Source organism: Acinetobacter sp. ANC 4654 (assembly GCF_002135425.1).
Classification (GTDB): Bacteria; Pseudomonadota; Gammaproteobacteria; order Pseudomonadales; family Moraxellaceae; genus Acinetobacter; species Acinetobacter kyonggiensis.
In genome coordinates this window covers 135,498-152,372 of the sequence record NZ_NEGL01000009.1, presented here as the reverse complement: position 1 = coordinate 152,372, position 16,875 = coordinate 135,498, and the positions used below count along the sequence as shown (strand labels likewise).

Below are 16,875 nucleotides of genomic sequence, written 5' to 3'. Positions count from 1 at the left end.
TTCAGATAAGTCGTTGTCTTGATTATTGATTTACTTATTCCAAAAAACGCTAAAGTAAACTCAATGGGCTTAAACTTTTAACACTTATTTTAAACAGTGAATGATCGTTATCTATAGCGCTACTTTTGTTTCGCGCTAAGCTCATTGATATATAGAATAAAGATAAAAATCAGGGGACTGGAAAAGACCCAGAAGCTGATGAAACCAATGGAATAACCATCTTCTTGGATAATCAATAGAGTGGCAATCACCAGCAGAAAAAGACAAATAACACGCACAATTCGTGGATGGTATGCCAACAATGCCCATTTAGACTGCAAAGTTTTTCTGATTTGTTTTTCACTGACCCGATATAGACCATAAACAGCACATAGAATAAAAAGGAAGCTGAATAAAATATTCATCAGAGGCTTTCTCCATTGTTTAGCTGTACATTCTTTTCAAGCTTATTTTTTATTTTTGTTTGAGCTTTAAGTTGAATAGGCTGAATATTTCTGTATAGAAACACTGCCAATAAGCCAAAAATGAGCATAAATAAGTCGATTCTAAAGAAAGTCCAAAATTGAGTAAAATTTTGAATCTGATTTTGTTGTAGAAGAAAAAACAGATTAAAAATAGGTAAGCTGAATGCTAAAACAATAAATATTGCCAGTTGTTTTTTCCAAAGATATTGTTTTTTAAGACCTAAGCTTATGGCAAAGATGGATAACCACACGGCAAAAAAAGTTGTTACTTCATAATTTTGTGTGCTTTGGAGCATAAGTCCAATTCGATTTGCATAAAAGTAGCCAAGAGCCGCACTAGGTAAGCCGATAATAGCAGCGACATTGAGTCGTTGTACCAAATAATATCCAAAATGGAACTTTTCAGTTTTTGTTTGTAGCTGTCGCTTTAGACTCCAAAGCAATAGTCCTGAAGCAATCATCGCGCAGCCCAGTAAGCCTGAAAAAAATAGGGCCAAACGCAGTAGAGGTTGAGCGAAAGTCGCCATATGTAATCCGTACACACCTGCATTCAGCGTAGCGATAGCACTATCGTTTTTTGTGCTGCGTAATTTTTCTCCCGTGACTGCATTCAAAGTAATTTGTGCTGGATTACGGGTAATTGAGTGATCTTGAGCTTCGATAAAGGTGATTTGTGCTTGTCGTGTATTGGGATTTTTTATATTAATGGCACTGTATTTGGTTTCGCCCCATTCTTGATGAACGGGATGCATTAAGTTGTTAATAGATAACATCTTGGCGTGGCTGTTATTTTCAATTTTCGGGATGGTTTTGGCGTTAATTTCTGTAAAATATTGGTAATTATTTTCAGGATAAAGTTTTTGCATGCCCCAAGGTAAATATAAATAAAAGAAAATGGCTAAGCCTGTAAAAGTAATGGTAAGAAAGAAGGGCAACGCAATAACAGAGCTGACATTGTGAAAATCTAAATAAGAGCGTTGTCCTTTAAAGGCACGTAGGGTAAAGAAATCGGTCAGAATTTTTTTATGGGTAATAATGCCCGAAACCAATGCGATCAGCATAATAAATGCTGCGAGTGAAACAATTAATCTGCCGATTAAATAAGGCATACCGAACAATTGAAAGTGGAACAGATAGAAAAAATCGCCCCCTTGTGTTTGCGTCAGCGTTAACTCTTGTCCTGTATTGGGATTTAAGGTTTTGCTTTCATAAGCATCATCTGCCTTTTGCCAATAGAGTTGGTTTACAGGCTTTTGCTCATTTGCGAGATTGATCATCCATGTTTTTGCATCTGGTGCATTTTGTTGTAAATATTGGTATGCGGTACGTATCGCGGTATCTTGATTAACCTGTATTTGGGCAAGCGGTGGTTGCATCCATAGGCTGATTTCATGACGATAGTAAGACAGTGCCCCCATCAGAAAGATGGTGAACAATAACCATCCGAAAAGTAACCCTGTCCAAGCGTGCAGCCATGCCATAGATTGACGTATTGATTTTTGCATGACTTAACCTAATATCCAGTAGATCGCATAAAAACACGCAGTCAAACTTATACTTATCAAGCTTAGTTTATGTAAAGAGTAGATACAAAAACTACTGATCACAAAACTTACAAAGAATAAAATACCAATGAATGCCGCCAGATAAATTGCTTCTGCTTTGGGAAGTGAGTGATGAAAAAGTACGGTGAAATTGCTCACCAGTAAGGAAGTACAAGCGTAACCAAATACAAAGGCAATCATAAAGCGGTAGAGCACTGTCATTCGATAAGAGAAAGATAGGGAAGAAGTTTTACTCATAGGGAAGATCACTGTGCGCATAAAAAACCAAGCCTGAATACTCAGGCTTGGTGGGTAAATTAGTATTTGAATTTAACTGCAAGTGTATAGTTAGCAGGCTCTCCATAAAAAGCTTGCCCATCAGGGAAGCTATTTAAGTATTTTTTATCAGTCACATTTTTAGCATTCGCTTGTAGCAGAATATGGTCGTTGACCTCATAACTGGCCATTAAATTGACGAGTGCATAGGCATCCTGAGAGATGGTGCTTTTTAAAGTCGAGTCATAGAGCTTGATCTTATCTTGCCATTGTAGCCCAGCACCAACTTTAAGTTTAGGTAATGCAGGAACTGTATAAGTGGCTAACAAATTAATGGTTTGATTTGGATTATAAGTACGCGCAGCACCGCCATTTTTCATATCTTTAAGGCTAAATTGGGTGTAACCAAAAGCTAAATTAATATCATCACTCATTTGCCCTGCAAGACCGACTTCGACCCCTTGTGATTGTAAATCGCTGGTCTTAGAAGTACGGTTTAATGGATTACCATCTGAATTACGGAGTGGATAATTATTCTGTTCAGTTCTAAACACCGAGAGCGTACCCGTCAACTGATCGTTTAGCCATGTGCTTTTAATACCGACTTCATAGCTTTCACCCTCGACAGGTTTTAAAGCTTGGCGTGTTGTTTCTTCAATACCTGTTTGTGGACGGAAAATAGAGGTATAGCTCATATAGCCTGTATATTCGGGTGTGAAGTTATAGGTTAGGCCTGCATATGGCGATAACTTACTTTCATCATAGTCCATTGGAGAGCCATAACTTACGCCACGACTTTTTGCTTGAACGTAATTTCCACCCAAGATTAACTTTAAATCGTCCGTTAAATTAAGACGTGTTGCGGCATAGTATGAGTTAATTTTTTGTCTATAATCCGCTGCATCACTGAAGTCAGACCATGTTATGGACTGAGGTGTCCAGCTCGCCCAGTTGGTTGTGTATTGCGTAAGATAAGGAACGCCATTATAAATGCCCGAGACATTGTTAATATTACTGTCATTGATAAAACCACTGGATTGTTGGTCATACTGATGCGTTTGAATACGACTGTATCCCAAAGTTGCTTCATGTTCTTGATTGAATAAATTGTAAGTGCCTTGGAAATTTAAATCAGCAAAATGTTTACGTAGTTGTTCTTTACCACCCCAAGCTGTAAGTGAAACGCCTGAACCATCTGCTTGCGGGTTGCCATAGTAATAAAGCAAGCGGCTATTGTGTTCAGTATCGCTATAGTTGTAGGTGAGTTTAGCCGTCCATTTTTTGCCCAATTTTTGCTGTAATTCTATAAAAGCATCTTGGGTTTCATTGTCCCAATGTGCCCAATCTGGATTTGGATTGTAACTACGGTCATAAGACAGTTGTTTTCCATTTGCATCCAGTAGAGGTAAAGCTCCCCAGTTATTGGCATTTGGCTTGTTCTGATTTTGACTGTAACCGACCGTGAATAATGTTGAGTCAGTAATATCGGCTTCTAAGATGCCTGCAAAGCCATTTTTTTCAGAAGAATATCGGTCAAGATGAGAATCTCCCGTTTGCTCATACCCCATTAGGCGACCACGTACGCGTCCATCTGGAGAAAGTGAGCCAGAAACATCTGCTTCATAGCGCTGAGTATTCCAAGAACCATAACTTAGTCCAGCACTTGCCTGTAATTCTTTGGTCGGACGTTTACGAATATTATTAATGGTTGCACTTGGGTCACCAAAGGCATTCGATAGGGCATCGGCTCCTTTTACCACTTCGACACGGTCATAAAAGTAAGTGTCTGGATTGGTATTGTTATAGTTATAACTGCTTAAAGGAAAGCCTACGCCGTCAGTGAGAATATTTGAAATTTCAAAACCTCGTGCCATGTAAGACGTACGTTCTGTTTCTTGACTTTGAACCGTGACTCCGGGCGTGTTTTTTAAGATTTCACGTGTTGAATTTAACCCGAAATCCTCAATCTGTTGACGCGTTACGACATTGACGGTTTGAGGTGTTTCTTTCACGGTAATATTAAGTTTTGATGCGCTGCGACTATTTTTAACGGTATATGCTTTGGTCTTTTCAGAGCTTTGATCAGCACTTTCTGATTGAGCTTGTAGCTGAATGGTCGATAAAGTTTGCACCTGAGGGTCTACAGCATCTGCTGCGTAACTATTTTGAATATTCAGTATGGATAAGCTGAGGAATGACAATTTAAAGCATTTGGAAAGCAAAGGAGAGATGGATTTCATTATAAAATCTAAGTGAAAACAATTATCATTTATATTATTATTTAATAAATCTAAACACAATGGGGTGATTATCGATATTTTGAATTGAAAAAATTATTTAAATATAAAATAGAAGCAAAAATCTTATTTGTACTGTCGGGATATGTAGATAAGATTTCAAATATATGAGTATGCTAAAATACCCCTACTTTGAAATAGGATAAAAGTTTTGCAAAATCGGAAACTTAAAATAGGAATTGTCGTCGGTGAAGTATCGGGTGATACACTTGGTGCTAAACTTATTCGTAGCTTCCGTGAGCAGGGAATTGATGCAGAGTTTGAAGGGATTGGTGGACCTCAAATGATTGCTGAAGGTTTCAGCAGTGATTATCCGATGGATATTTTATCGGTTATGGGCATTGTCGAAGTCTTAAAAGATATTAAAAAACTATTTGCTGTCCGCGATGGTTTGGTCGATAAGTGGACTCAAGAGCCCGTTGATATATTTATTGGTATTGATGCGCCAGACTTTAATTTACGTTTATCGAAAAGCTTAAAACAAAAAAATCTACCGATTAAAACAGTGCAATATGTCAGTCCTTCGGTATGGGCGTGGCGACAGGGACGGGTTCATGGTATTAAGGCCAGTATTGATTTAGTCTTGTGCTTATTTCCGTTTGAAAAAGCGTTTTATCATAAATTTGATGTGCCTGCTGCGTTTGTTGGGCATCCATTGGCAAGTCAATTGCCACTAAAAAATCCTCTTATTGAAGCAAAAAAAGAGCTTGGTTTAAATGTAGAACAGAAGCATATTGCACTTTTACCGGGTAGCCGCCGTGGTGAAATTGAACGACTTGGTCCATTGGTGCTTGATGCAGCGAAAATCATCAGTCAAAAGCACCCTGACTATATATTTTTAATTCCTGCGATTAATGATGCACGTAAGCAGCAGATTGAAGAATTATTAAAGCATTATCCAAATGATCTTGTTGCTAAAGTTAAATTGATGGAAAACACGGATACCGAATCTAAAATTGGCCGTCAAGTGATGAATGCTTCAAATATTGTGGCATTGGCTTCAGGAACGGCAACTTTAGAAGCAATGCTGTTACATCGTCCGATGGTGACTTTTTATAAGCTGAATTGGCTCACTTATGTTGTGGTTAAATTTTTGATCAAAATTCAGTATTATTCATTGCCGAATATTATTTCGGGTAAAAAAGTCATTCAAGAACTGATTCAGCATGATGCAACGCCAGAAAATTTAGCTGCTGAAATTGAAAAACTGATGAATATTGAAACTGCGCAAATACAAGCGATGCAGCACCTTACTATGCACAAGCAATTGCTTTCAGGAAATAGTGAGGACCCCGTTCAGGCTATTCTTAGTACCTTAAGTGCAGAATAACTTATTGAAATTGTTGTCGATACTGGCTTGGTGTTAAATCAAACAGTCGTTTAAAGGTTTGGCTAAATGCCGTTTCAGAAGAATAACCAACCCGATGGGCAATGTGTTGAATAGACCATTGTCCTTCGCGTAAGTATTGAGATGCCAAACGGAAGCGATACTGCTGTAAATAAGCCAACGGTGTTTCGCCAACAATCGTGCTAAATAGCGGGGCAAATTTGGAGCGCGACATACAGCATTGTTCAGCCAGTGTTTCAACGGTCCACGCTAGTTCGGGTTTGCCGTGAATGGCGGCTAAAGCATTGGCCAGTTCGGTATGTACCAGTGCGCGAAGCCAATTATTTGAATCACTTAATTGCGCAATATAGTCACGCACACACTCAATAAAAAGAATACTAACCAAATGATCGAGAATTTTGTCCCGACCGGGGCGAATTTGGTAGGCTTCAACCGCTAGAAAATGCAGACCTATTTGTAGCCATTCTGGTGCATTACTGCCCGTAATATGGTGAATATGAATATAGCTTGGTAGGGCATTCAGTAAAGGACGCGCCATGATGGTATCAATATGACAGCGAATAGCTAAAATGAGAGCAGGTTCACCGCTTTGGCTGCCAAACTCGATCGTCTCTTGTCTTTTTTGATCAAAAAGTGCTGTGATGTTTAAGGCTTCAACTAAATTATTTTTGTTATTGTTATGACAAGAATGATTTTGCCCAGACGGAATAAGGACTAAATCACCTGCTTCAACATGAAGTTGGTTTTGTGAGTCAAATTGAATGGTGAGATTACCAACCAGTACCACATAGCCAATCATGGCACCTTGTTCTTGATAGGCATATGCCCAGTCACCTTGAGGTTTTAAATAAATATATTCAGATTTATTGAGATGAATATCATCAAAAATTTTACTTAAAGCATCCATGTATTATCTTTCTGTCATCATCGAATAAAATTATAAAAAGCTTAGAGTCATTCAAGCATGTGTTTTTAGGTCAAATATTGGCTCTTGATGCCAAAGACGTTTGCATAGGTTTTTTGGACGTTTACAACTGTTCTTGATGGCCCATTTCTAGAAATATAACGGTAGAACAAAAAATAGGGAAGTCGCCAGCATGAATGCACCAGTAAATTTAAATCAAACAACAATTCAAACCCTACCAACGGCTACAGGTTTAGCACTGGATAAAAAACGCTATTGGTGGTTATTAAGCCCTGGTTTGCCTGTGATTGGGATGGGGATTTTGGCAGGCTATCAATTTGGCCCTAAAGCGACGAAAAAAATCTTTGCTTTGGGCGGGCCGTTATTACTGCATGTGATTATTCCTAGTCTTGATGCCATTGTTGGAGCGGACAATAACAACCCGAGTGATGATCAAATTTCATCTTTGGTCGCAGACCCTTACTATGACCGTATTGTAAAATTATTTATTCCTTTGCAAATGGCAGCAAATGTATTTGCAGGTTATGTGGTCAGTCGTAAAACAACCTCGTTGCTTGACCAAATCCTGTTGGGGGTTTCGATGGGGGCAATTAATGGTATTGGGGTGAATACTGCACATGAGTTGTCACATAGACCCAATAAAAAAGATCATTATCTTTCACATGCAACGCTCATGCCGCTGTTTTATAACCATTTCCGTGTAGAGCATCCGTATGGACACCATAAACGTGCTGCAACACCTGAAGATCCTGCATCGTCTAAAATGGGGGAAACCTTTTATGAATTCTGGCCAAGAACCGTATTTGGTGGTCTTAAGTCTGCCGTTGAGATTGAAAGAAATCGTTTAAAACGCAAAGGTTTATCTTTTTTCAGTCCCCAAAATGAACTGTTTCAAGGTTGGGCGATGAGTGCGGGTTTTCATGCCACCATGTTGAAATTGTTTGGTAAAGACATTATTCCATATTTAGCGACACAGGCTTTTTATGGTGTGAGCTTATTTGAAATTATTAACTATATTGAACATTATGGTTTAATGCGTGATCAAAAAGAAGATGGCTCTTATGCACGGACGATGCCGGAACACAGTTGGAATAACAATAACATTACCACCAATTTGTTTTTGTATCAGTTACAGCGCCATTCGGATCATCATGCTTATCCGACACGTCCATTCCAAGCGTTACGTAATTTTGAACAAGCACCTGTATTACCAAGCGGTTATGCCACCATGTTATTGCCCGCTTTAGTTCCATCGTTATGGTTTAAAATGATGGATAAGCGGGTTTTTGATCATTACGAAGGCGATTTAAATAAAGCCAATATTCATCCGAAACGCCGTGCAAAAATCTTTAAAAAATTTGGTGTAGTTGATCGGTTATTAAATAAAGAGTAAGAGTAGATGTTGTTTGCTAAATAGTGAATTAAACGTACTTATTTTAATCAAATACGTGAAGTATTGCTTAATAAATAAGTGTGGAACACGATTATTTAGACAAAAAGCCCAATCGGGTAGGATTGGGCTTTTTGTTATTAAATTTTTGATTTGTATGTGAATAAAAATTGTTATTCCCCAATTAAAATGTCTGGTTTTTCCAAAATAAAAATATCCACTTTTAGAGGACTCAATTGAATATTAATTTAGATAAAATAGCCTAAGGAAGCCAAACATTAACTTTAAAAAAGCATATAATTTCATAAACCAACTATTTTCATCATTAAAAAATGACACCAGCTTGCAAAGTTTTAAAATCAAATAAAATTGAATTTTCTATCCATGAATATCAGCATGATGTAAATGCTAAAAGTTTTGGATTAGAAGCTGCTGAAAAGCTCAATTTAGAAGTACATGAAGTCTTTAAAACATTATTGGTAACAGATAGCAAGAATTACTATGTGGCAGTTTTACCTGTTGCACATCAGTTAAGTTTAAAGAAAATTGCTGCGGCTGTGGGTGTTAAAAAATTACAAATGGCAGACCCTAAAGATGCAGAACGCTTAACAGGCTATTTGGTGGGCGGTATTAGTCCAGTAGGGCAGAAAAAGCGTTTAAAAACAATTATCTGTGATAGTGCTAAACAGCTTAAATCTATGTACGTTAGTGGTGGTAAAAGAGGCTTGGATATTGGGGTAAAACCTGATGATCTGGCGCAGGTTTTAGGTGCTAAATTTGCCGATATTATTGATGAATAATCACGTTGTTTTACAGCATAAATTTTAGTTTATTTTTAAGTGTTACTCACATTATTACTCACTTATACAATTCCCTTAAAACAACAAAAGCCGCATTAAGCGGCTTTATGATTTGATTCTACATCAAGAATCACAGATTGAACATAAGAGTGAAGCCAAAAACTTTTCCTCCCATCTTTATGAGGTTTTTTATACCTACCGTCTCTAATTCGCGCATCCAGTGTTTCAGGCTCTATATTTAACAACTTGGAAAACTCTGCACGACCAATGCGTCTTTCGCTTTGATGCTTGAATGCTTTTTTGAGTTCTTGCATTTCATTGAAGATAGCTTCAAGCAAATTGTTTTCTGCTTCTGTTCGCATCAAGACACCTCCTTCAAACTTTGAGCAACATCAGAAGGTAGGTTGGCATCATTCCAAACAGCATATGCAACACAATCTTCAGCATAGTCATCTGTAACGGAAACCTGACCATTATGACCGCATGACTTGCACTCAATTTTATCGCCATCAAACAATAAATCTTCAGTACCTTCGATGGTTTCAACTATTGCCCAACCATGGCCACATTTATTGCATTCTTCTAGCCAAAAAACTTCAACTTTATGACTCATGACTTTGCTCCTGAATTTCATATTCGCCATTCGCCCAGCCATCTTCATAATCAACATCTGGCATACCGATTTGCTTAGCTACATGTTGCACATCGCTGAAATTTAAATTATTTGCAGCCCAATCATGAATTTCATAATCGTTGGATTCAAAAAGAGGAACTGTGTCATCGTTGAGGCTTTCTTCTAAAGAAATTCCGTCTTTTTTCGCAAAATATTTAGCACGGTGTTCGGCAATAATGCGGACTGGAACTGCCCATTTGCTATTGTCTTCCATTTCTACAACATAGTTTTTATCAAGAATGCTCATAACTTTGCTCCAGTGCTTTGATCATGTCTTGAATGCGATTTCCAAGTGAAACCAAATGGGAGCTAACCGCCTCGGGTCTATTCTCAGTTGTAAGTAAATCAATTTGATTAATTATCAGTATTAAATCTAAAAGCTCGGGGGAGCTAACCAGAACAAAACCTTCTGGAGCTTTGTAATTTGCTACCTCAATACTCTTAAAATATTTACGAATTGATTCAATAACTGGTCTAACAAGCTTTTCTTCTTTGCTGGTTTGATTTCTTGAAAAACTATGTACTAAGGAATCAACACTTGCATGCGTAGATATAAATTTTTCAACTTCCTTTTCCCAATGGGTAAGAAGACGCGCAGTCCAAGCACAACCCCTATGGGTAATGGTTACTTCAAAATTTCCTTTATCGTGATTGATTATAAATACAGCGATAGGGCTAACATCATCCTGCTTTGGAATGTGATAAGTAATAACTTCTTCAATTTCCATCAGAGCATCACCTCATCGGAAAGCTGAGCAGATAACCGGGTAATTGATTGGCCTTCAGCGAAAAACTGAACATTCTTCAAACCGAATAAATCTTGAAGTAAGTTAGATAATTGTTTTGCATTTAAAGAAACGCTTTTCTTTTCTACAGTGACTGTTTCAACCATGGACTTATATTGTTCAAATGGATCAGTCACAATTTCGGGTTGATTATCAGGATCTACAACTTTGATAACTTCACTTTTTTGCGTAGAGGTTTTCACTTCAGCTTTAGGTTCAACCCCACCCGATATATCAAGTGGGGGATTATCAGCTGGAGTATCAATTAGTTTTTCTTTTTCATTCTGAGGAACGTCTGGCTGGGTTTCGCTATTTACTGATTCAGGTTGATTATTAGTTGAATCTTTAATTGTGAAAATGCCTAAGCCGTTATCTTGGGCTTCATCTAAAGTAGCAATGACATTCCGAACGGTTTTAACGCTTAGACGCGTGTTATTCGCAATTTGTGATACAGACAAGCCAAATGGATCACTTTTTATTGCAGCTAAAATTTTTTGAGCATTTTTCTGCATAACACGTTCATCTTCTGCAGCACGTACATCATTTAAAGCATCTTTACTCATGATATTTTCCAAATAGATTTTTATTCCTCAAACTCATGGCCTGAGGGGAATTTCAAATAATCCTAGGATCATTAACGATGGGTTTTAGCCCATTGCTTATAATCATCAGACTGGAAGTGGCCAGTTTTGTTTAGAAGGTCGTAATACTCAGTATTACGTTTTGCTTTACGGGCTGTAATTAATGCGTTGATAATCAAATCTGAGACTGTGTCTTTATCTACAGGAGTTAAATTGCCTTGAGATTCTTTATAGATGCTGAATCCATCAAGGTTGATACCACTACGGCCACTTGGTTTAAGTACATAGAAGCTAGGGTATTTTCCAATTCGATAGCGTTCGTTTTTATCACCATCTAATCCAACACATTCAGAAAAATACTTTTCTGATTGAGCTTTTTGAGCACGTTTCAAACCTTCATCCAAGGTTTGAGCAAAACGGAATTTAATAAAACCGCTAAATAAGTCAGCAAAGCCCAAACGTGTTTGAGGGGTTAGGAGTTCCCAATCATTGGTATCAACTTCTGCAAATTCCATTTTGAAACCTTTGGCTAAGGCTTCAAAAACTTGAGTAGGAGTGAGGGTTTGTTTAATGATTTGAGTCATCATTAGCGAGCTCCTTCAGTTGAAGAAGCAGAAAACTGCAATTGATGTTTTAAAGCCGCAGCATGTTGACGATCTACTTCGTTTGAGCAGCTGCGAACTGTAAATACGGTTGATACAACAGTGATACAGATTAGAGAGATTGCAGCGACTTCTTTCAGAACTACTTTAACTTGAGCACGCTTACTTGATTTTGCAAGCTGCTCGCTTGATGGTGGATGTTGAAACAGAACAGAAGTCGTTTGACTTTTGTCAGCGTCAAACTCAGGCATTTGACTGTGTGATGGGTTTTGATTCATAATTGCCTCGTTACAGTAATTAAGCTCCGTGTCTGCCAAGATTTATCGGAGCTTTTTTATTGGGTACGAGATTTAGTTTATCAAGGGAAACAATTAAGTCAATATAAAGTTGACTAATGGAAACAATTAATTCTACATAAAGAAACTTTATGTTTTAATAGACAAAAGAAAACCCATCACAGGGATGGGTTGTTAAAAAAGAGAGTGCTAACTCGCCTTTAACATTTCAAATATTCTTGACGCACCTTCATCCTCAGAATGACAAGCATAAATTTTAATATTAGATTTGGAGGAGATTTCTTTTCTAAGTAAATGAACATTTTCCTCCATCCGAGCTAAGGTTTTTGTGGGAACTTGGAGATCGTCCGCTGTAGGCATATAAAGTATCAAGTCATAATTATTTGATACGTGGTTGGAATCAAGTATTTGCAAATCAAATAAATTTGATTTCATTCTGGTAATGGTTTGTGATGTGCATACATTAAACTTTGCAGAATAACTAGGTGTATGAAATCCACAGGCAATACGGACATCTTTTCCAACTGGAATTTTTAAGTCAAAACATTTTTCATATGATGGGTCAATTTTAATTACCGCATTCTTGATTCGCTTTGACCACCTAGAATCAATTTGCTCATTTTCAATCAGAGTTTCATCTTGGTCAAATAAACCTTTCAAAGCGACAGATCCTAAGCTAGCCGTTCTATATAAGGCCTGCCTTACAATTCCTTTAATATCAATTGATTGAGATAATCGCCATGGACCCTCACTCACACCATCTACATTTGAAATTCCATTATTTTTGATTATATTATTTTTAATAAGCTTAATGTAGCCTTGAAATGATGGTGCCTTTGAGCCGTATAAGCTATCGATAACTGTTGGATGTAAAGCATCATAAATAGTAATTTTAAGATCAGCACTACGAGTTACGATAAGAATTGCAATTTTCTCACCACTATTTGGAATGGGTTCAAAGTATATCGTTTTCCATTCTGCTTGGAAGGTGGGGCTAGAGGGGAAATCAATTTTGCTAAACATATTAATCCCCTAAAAAGTCTAGTTGTGGTGAGTCATCTAGATGGGTTATAGCATTTTCAATTAGTAATGCCAATGACCCCAAACGTGCCGATAGAAAGCTTCGAATTCGATCTAGAAGAATATTATAATCAGTAAGTAATGTATTTTTTTGAGATTTAAAAAGAAGATGGTCGCAATCTGTCGCAGTAATTTCATCCTGAAGTAGATTTTTAATTTTAGCCATTAGCTTATGAATATATATATTATTTTCACCTTTATAGTGTTTAACAATATCTGAAATATTCCCGATTTTATGTATTTCATTTATTGGGAGTCGAGGGTTTTGTTGTGGATGAAAGGCTTTTTCATGATCGATAAACCGAAAAGACTCGCCATCATACAAAATATTACTATTGTTTCGATCAGGATTACCTATAAGCTCATCAAACGTGATAATTGATGAAAGATTGGGGTATTCAAGAATGCAATCCTCACTTAAGTCACTATCTCTTAAGAACCTTTCAAATGATGGCATCTCATACATTTGAGAGCCAAATAGATAGGATGTTTGTGTAACGTTTATTTGAGGATGATTTGGTTCAACTAAGACAATGATAGGTTTTGGAATGGGAATATTAAACCATAAACCTAACAGTGAACTAATCACTTCAATGCATAACCCCTCTGGATTTCTGCATTGTTTAATATAGGCTGGCATTTCACCTACATTGGTAGCCACAAATCCAGTCCACAACGGGTTAGACCCCTTATTGCTTACATCGAGGTCAATTAGTGCACGACCAAAAAGTAAGTTTTCATTGATAAATTGCTCTACTTCCATATATACCCCCTTCAATTTTATAAACCAAAATATTCATGTGCCTAGTTCACTGCATTAATTTTTCTATTTTTTGAATTATGACTTACATATATATTTATCAATCATTAATTCACCCACTTGATCCAAAGAACTGCATCGGTTTCGCAGTTTGTTTTAAATCACCCAAAAATCTGAATCCGCTTAAATTTTTTATTTGCCTCAATATGACTTCTATAAAACTTATCTTTATCTGCTGAATCAATAAATTCAGCAAATGTGCTAGCCTCTAGAAGCCTGTATATAAACTTTTCACCAGTCTTAAGTTCAACCGTTAATAAGAGCCATTGATAGAGCACACGGCTGATTTTATGTGAATTCATTTCAATTATTTGCATTCATATCACTGGACTATCCATAATCATCTGATTAATTAGCTGTTTCGGGTATAGCTTTTTACCATTTTTCTATTCTTGCTATTTGCCAAATCCAACCAAATATTTGAAAGTCTTGTTCTACACGTTCCTCAGCAGTCAAAATAATTTCAGGATATTCAATAGCATTGTCAGATACGATGCGAACTCCACCAAAAGGCATGTTGTATAAGCGTTTGGCATAATGAAGACCACCAATACAAATAACGAAAATACGACCATCTTTAATTTCTTTACGGCCTAAATCGATATGAATCGTATCGCCATCTTGAATTGTTGGTGACATTGAATCACCAGAAGCAGTTGCAGCTACAGCATTATCTTTGCTTATAGAAAGATTTCTTAGAGTCGCTTTGGACATCCGTAATTTTCGTTTTTCTTTAGAAATTTGTTCATTAATTGAGCCTATACCACAAGCAAATGAAAAATCTTTAAAGAATGGAATTTCAACTTCATCCTCATCAAGAGGGGTGTTCTCGTCCCATGGTTCAATTTTTTTGAAATCAGCACTTTGAATATTGTTTTCAACACCATTAATTAGCCAATCTGGTGTTGTGTTTAATAGCTTTGCTAAATCAGGTAACACTGAGGCACTCGGGACATTAATTCCTGAAACCCATTTAGAGACAGTGCCTTTGCTCAAGCCCAAAGCTCGGATGATATCTGTTTGCTTTAAATTTAATTCAGACATCCTCTGAATTAACCTACCCCTAACATCATTCATAAAGTACTCCATGCTCTCCAGCATTATGTTTCCTATGGTAAACAAACAAATTGACCCTAGAATAAACTTATGGTTTACTATTGGAAACATAACGGTTTATCAGGGTAAACATGACTGTGGATGATTTAAGACTCCATTACGGAGTAAAAACCGATACTGAGATTGCTCAGATTCTTGGTTATACAAAAGGAGCCATCAGTAAGTGGCGCCACAAAGGTATTTGCCTTGAGACTCAGGCAGTAATTGAGCTTAGAACTGAAGGAAAAGTTAAGGCTGATTTAAAAGCTTTAAGCTTATAGGAACTATAAATGTCCGAAAAATTAATAGAGAGTGGGACTTTTAAGTGTGCTGAATCTGAAAAATTAAAAGCTATCGCAATTGGTAAAACGCGTGGACAGAATTTTTCTGAATATATAAGAGCTTTAGTCATTAAGGATATTTCTGAAGTTGAGGTGTATTTAAATACTCTCATTCCAGTAATGGGTCTTACCACAGATACCGTAGATACGTTCCGCCTTGAACTTGCGCCACCTCCGATGCGTGATGTAACCCCAAAATATACAGGCACAAAAAAGGCTCAGTTGCATGAACAACTGAGCCTTTCTGCCGTTCACTCCGAAAAGTAAACGAGGTATGGAACCGATGTTGAATTTAGCACAACAGAAAAGCAATGACAATTCAGATTTTTTATCGGGTGATGTCGTGGTTTTAAAAGAATTAGATCTTTTATGTGTAAAGGATCTGATCACGCTCAATCGCTTTGATGGTGAGTTTTGGGAAACAGATCATCGCATTGGTCGAGTCTCTGAAGAGGTCATTCGTTCAGTATCACCAGCGGAACTCAAAGCCAAATGTCGTCTTGATCCATTAAACCGCCAAGCATTGGGTAAGAAGTGCTGTGATGATGATTCTTAGCTTATGTCACAGGTGTATGCATTCCAAGAGAACAGTTCGATCTAATCGAACGGAGCGAACACTAAGAATTACAAGGGGGATAATCCATGAATGCTTTGGTGAAAACAGCTATTGCCATTGGGGGTATTGAAATTCGGACAGATACGGATGGCCGCTTCTGTTTGAATGATTTGCATAAAGCTTCTGGCAATGATCGCAAGAATGAGCCTGGGTTCTTTTTGGCAAATAAGCAAACTATGGAACTTGTTCGGGAATTAACCGTTACAGGAATTCCTGTATCTGAAAAATTCAATAACTTAGCACCAGTTAGTGTGATTCGTGGTGGATTAGATCAGGGTACATACGTTGTCAAAGAATTAGTTTACTCATATGCAATGTGGATTAGCGCTGCATTCAATTTGAAAGTAATTCGCACATTTGATTCTCAATCAAATATTCCATCTGTTGCATTACCCAATTTCACCAATCCTGCTGAAGCAGCCCGTGCATGGGCAGAGCAATTCGAAGCAAAAAAAATAGCAGAACAGCAAATTACGATATTGGCACCTAAGGCAGAAGCATTAGAAACCATTGCGGATACGTCAAACACTTATTGCATACGTGAATGCGCAAAAACCATTGGCATAAAAGAATCTGAGCTGATCCAGCTACTGATTAATAAAAAATGGATTTACCGAGATGCAGACAGAAAATTGCAGCCACATGCCCAGTACACGATTAATGGCGTATTCATGAATAGAACATCACCAGTGATTAAAAATCAGTATGACGGCAAAGAGCGTGTATTTCTTCAAATGCGCGTAACGGCATTTGGTTTAACCCGTATTACCGGTCTTGTAAATAAATCTAAAAAGGAGAAAAGCATTGTATGAACCAATTAAGCGCTCATCAGGAACAAAAGTTAAAGATTTAGCTAAACAATTTTCTGTAAGCACTAGCACCATTGAATCGGTGCTTTATGGCAAGTCTTATAAGGTGATCCAAGGCGGTAGTAAGTGAAAG

The 16,875-nt window shown here is 37.4% G+C and carries 23 protein-coding genes; 7 read left to right on the top strand and 16 right to left on the bottom strand.

All coding sequences use genetic code 11. The annotated features are described in order from the left end of the window. Window positions 1-119 precede the first annotated feature (119 nt). From B9T24_RS14315 to B9T24_RS14300, 4 genes are read right to left on the bottom strand one after another with little or no spacing between them, the layout of a single operon-like run. Window positions 120-404: a hypothetical protein gene (locus B9T24_RS14315; RefSeq protein ID WP_086166387.1), complete on the bottom strand. Its 285-nt coding sequence runs from the start codon at window positions 402-404 to the stop codon at window positions 120-122. Beyond that, window positions 404-1,969 (bottom strand): PepSY-associated TM helix domain-containing protein, encoded by a 1,566-nt coding sequence (locus B9T24_RS14310; protein ID WP_086166386.1) that lies wholly within the window; start codon window positions 1,967-1,969, stop codon window positions 404-406. The genes B9T24_RS14315 and B9T24_RS14310 overlap by 1 nt, the downstream gene beginning before the upstream one ends. Before the next feature lie 3 nt (window positions 1,970-1,972). Further along, entirely contained in the window at window positions 1,973-2,266 is a 294-nt protein-coding gene (locus tag B9T24_RS17225; protein ID WP_086166413.1) for a hypothetical protein, read from the bottom strand. A gap of 59 nt (window positions 2,267-2,325) precedes the next feature. Beyond that, a complete protein-coding gene (locus tag B9T24_RS14300) occupies window positions 2,326-4,524 on the bottom strand; it encodes a TonB-dependent siderophore receptor (RefSeq protein ID WP_086166385.1) in 2,199 nt (732 codons plus the stop codon). A gap of 208 nt (window positions 4,525-4,732) precedes the next feature. On the opposite strand from B9T24_RS14300, the gene lpxB reads away from it, so the two are divergent. Further along, window positions 4,733-5,911: a lipid-A-disaccharide synthase gene (gene lpxB, locus B9T24_RS14295; protein WP_086166384.1), complete on the top strand. Its 1,179-nt coding sequence runs from the start codon at window positions 4,733-4,735 to the stop codon at window positions 5,909-5,911. Window position 5,912: 1 nt separating this feature from the next. Here the strand turns inward: lpxB and B9T24_RS14290 are convergent, their stop codons facing one another. Next, complete coding sequence (locus tag B9T24_RS14290; protein ID WP_086166383.1) at window positions 5,913-6,836, bottom strand: AraC family transcriptional regulator; 924 nt, start codon at window positions 6,834-6,836, stop codon at window positions 5,913-5,915. 190 nt (window positions 6,837-7,026) lie between these two features. Here B9T24_RS14290 and B9T24_RS14285 point away from each other — a divergent pair, with 190 nt between their 5' ends. Beyond that, entirely contained in the window at window positions 7,027-8,247 is a 1,221-nt protein-coding gene (locus B9T24_RS14285; protein ID WP_086166382.1) for an alkane 1-monooxygenase, read from the top strand. A 329-nt stretch (window positions 8,248-8,576) separates the two neighbouring features. Next, complete coding sequence (ybaK, locus tag B9T24_RS14280; protein WP_086166381.1) at window positions 8,577-9,044, top strand: Cys-tRNA(Pro) deacylase; 468 nt, start codon at window positions 8,577-8,579, stop codon at window positions 9,042-9,044. Between the two features lie 95 nt (window positions 9,045-9,139). Here the strand turns inward: ybaK and B9T24_RS14275 are convergent, their stop codons facing one another. The 11 genes from B9T24_RS14275 to B9T24_RS14225 all read right to left on the bottom strand — a co-directional run bounded on the left by B9T24_RS14275 (window position 9,140) and on the right by B9T24_RS14225 (window position 14,958). Then, entirely contained in the window at window positions 9,140-9,406 is a 267-nt protein-coding gene (locus tag B9T24_RS14275; protein ID WP_074947471.1) for a hypothetical protein, read from the bottom strand. Beyond that, a complete protein-coding gene (locus B9T24_RS14270; protein WP_086166380.1) occupies window positions 9,406-9,657 on the bottom strand; it encodes a hypothetical protein in 252 nt (83 codons plus the stop codon). Before B9T24_RS14270 ends, B9T24_RS14275 begins: the two co-directional genes overlap by 1 nt. After that, window positions 9,647-9,964: a hypothetical protein gene (locus B9T24_RS14265; RefSeq protein ID WP_086166379.1), complete on the bottom strand. Its 318-nt coding sequence runs from the start codon at window positions 9,962-9,964 to the stop codon at window positions 9,647-9,649. Before B9T24_RS14265 ends, B9T24_RS14270 begins: the two co-directional genes overlap by 11 nt. Next, window positions 9,951-10,445, bottom strand: coding sequence for a hypothetical protein (locus B9T24_RS14260; protein WP_086166378.1), 495 nt, complete (start codon window positions 10,443-10,445; stop codon window positions 9,951-9,953). Before B9T24_RS14260 ends, B9T24_RS14265 begins: the two co-directional genes overlap by 14 nt. Further along, window positions 10,445-11,065 (bottom strand): hypothetical protein, encoded by a 621-nt coding sequence (locus B9T24_RS14255; RefSeq protein ID WP_086166377.1) that lies wholly within the window; start codon window positions 11,063-11,065, stop codon window positions 10,445-10,447. Before B9T24_RS14255 ends, B9T24_RS14260 begins: the two co-directional genes overlap by 1 nt. A gap of 71 nt (window positions 11,066-11,136) precedes the next feature. After that, a complete protein-coding gene (locus tag B9T24_RS14250; protein ID WP_086166376.1) occupies window positions 11,137-11,670 on the bottom strand; it encodes a hypothetical protein in 534 nt (177 codons plus the stop codon). Continuing rightward, window positions 11,670-11,963: a hypothetical protein gene (locus tag B9T24_RS14245; protein WP_086166375.1), complete on the bottom strand. Its 294-nt coding sequence runs from the start codon at window positions 11,961-11,963 to the stop codon at window positions 11,670-11,672. Before B9T24_RS14245 ends, B9T24_RS14250 begins: the two co-directional genes overlap by 1 nt. Window positions 11,964-12,170: 207 nt before the next feature. Next, complete coding sequence (locus tag B9T24_RS14240; protein WP_086166374.1) at window positions 12,171-13,004, bottom strand: hypothetical protein; 834 nt, start codon at window positions 13,002-13,004, stop codon at window positions 12,171-12,173. Window position 13,005: 1 nt separating this feature from the next. Further along, window positions 13,006-13,824: a HipA family kinase gene (locus tag B9T24_RS14235; RefSeq protein ID WP_086166373.1), complete on the bottom strand. Its 819-nt coding sequence runs from the start codon at window positions 13,822-13,824 to the stop codon at window positions 13,006-13,008. A gap of 158 nt (window positions 13,825-13,982) precedes the next feature. Beyond that, window positions 13,983-14,198, bottom strand: coding sequence for a KTSC domain-containing protein (locus B9T24_RS14230; RefSeq protein WP_086166372.1), 216 nt, complete (start codon window positions 14,196-14,198; stop codon window positions 13,983-13,985). A 58-nt stretch (window positions 14,199-14,256) separates the two neighbouring features. Next, window positions 14,257-14,958 (bottom strand): S24 family peptidase, encoded by a 702-nt coding sequence (locus B9T24_RS14225; RefSeq protein WP_086166371.1) that lies wholly within the window; start codon window positions 14,956-14,958, stop codon window positions 14,257-14,259. A 110-nt stretch (window positions 14,959-15,068) separates the two neighbouring features. Here B9T24_RS14225 and B9T24_RS14220 point away from each other — a divergent pair, with 110 nt between their 5' ends. From B9T24_RS14220 to B9T24_RS17220, 4 genes are all read left to right on the top strand, one after another. Further along, window positions 15,069-15,257: a hypothetical protein gene (locus B9T24_RS14220; protein WP_086166370.1), complete on the top strand. Its 189-nt coding sequence runs from the start codon at window positions 15,069-15,071 to the stop codon at window positions 15,255-15,257. Between the two features lie 9 nt (window positions 15,258-15,266). Then, a complete protein-coding gene (locus B9T24_RS14215) occupies window positions 15,267-15,584 on the top strand; it encodes a hypothetical protein (protein ID WP_086166369.1) in 318 nt (105 codons plus the stop codon). Window positions 15,585-15,600: 16 nt separating this feature from the next. Beyond that, window positions 15,601-15,873: a hypothetical protein gene (locus tag B9T24_RS14210; RefSeq protein ID WP_143223757.1), complete on the top strand. Its 273-nt coding sequence runs from the start codon at window positions 15,601-15,603 to the stop codon at window positions 15,871-15,873. Window positions 15,874-15,959: 86 nt separating this feature from the next. Next, entirely contained in the window at window positions 15,960-16,745 is a 786-nt protein-coding gene (locus tag B9T24_RS17220; protein WP_228145729.1) for a phage antirepressor KilAC domain-containing protein, read from the top strand. Window positions 16,746-16,875: the final 130 nt, after the last annotated feature.